Here is a 241-nt window from a genome sequence, read left to right as displayed (position 1 = left end):
CTGTAATTGTAAATGTACATCCGCTGTGCAAAGGCAGGGTCTGTGTCGCTCTGCACCTCAATGTGAATCATCACATTGAACGCCTCCCCCTCAAGCGACCACACCTTGACCAGTTTGTCCGCATGGCGTCTGCCGATTTCCGCATCCCTTACAACGCTCTGCAGCTCCTTATCCAGGAATTCGTATCCCTTGTCCCAGTCTATTTCTCTGGCGATTTTCGGGAAGAAGAACTCCATAACTT

1 pseudogene is annotated in these 241 nt (G+C 50.2%); it reads right to left on the bottom strand.

The features are described from left to right. Positions 1 to 241 (bottom strand): annotated as a pseudogene (locus JWG43_RS21260) (hypothetical protein); the annotation flags it as partial.

Source organism: Desulfobulbus alkaliphilus (assembly GCF_016918545.1).
Classification (GTDB): Bacteria; Desulfobacterota; Desulfobulbia; order Desulfobulbales; family Desulfobulbaceae; genus Desulfobulbus; species Desulfobulbus alkaliphilus.
Note: the sequence above shows the minus strand (reverse complement) of the source record. Positions and strands in the feature narration are given on the sequence as shown.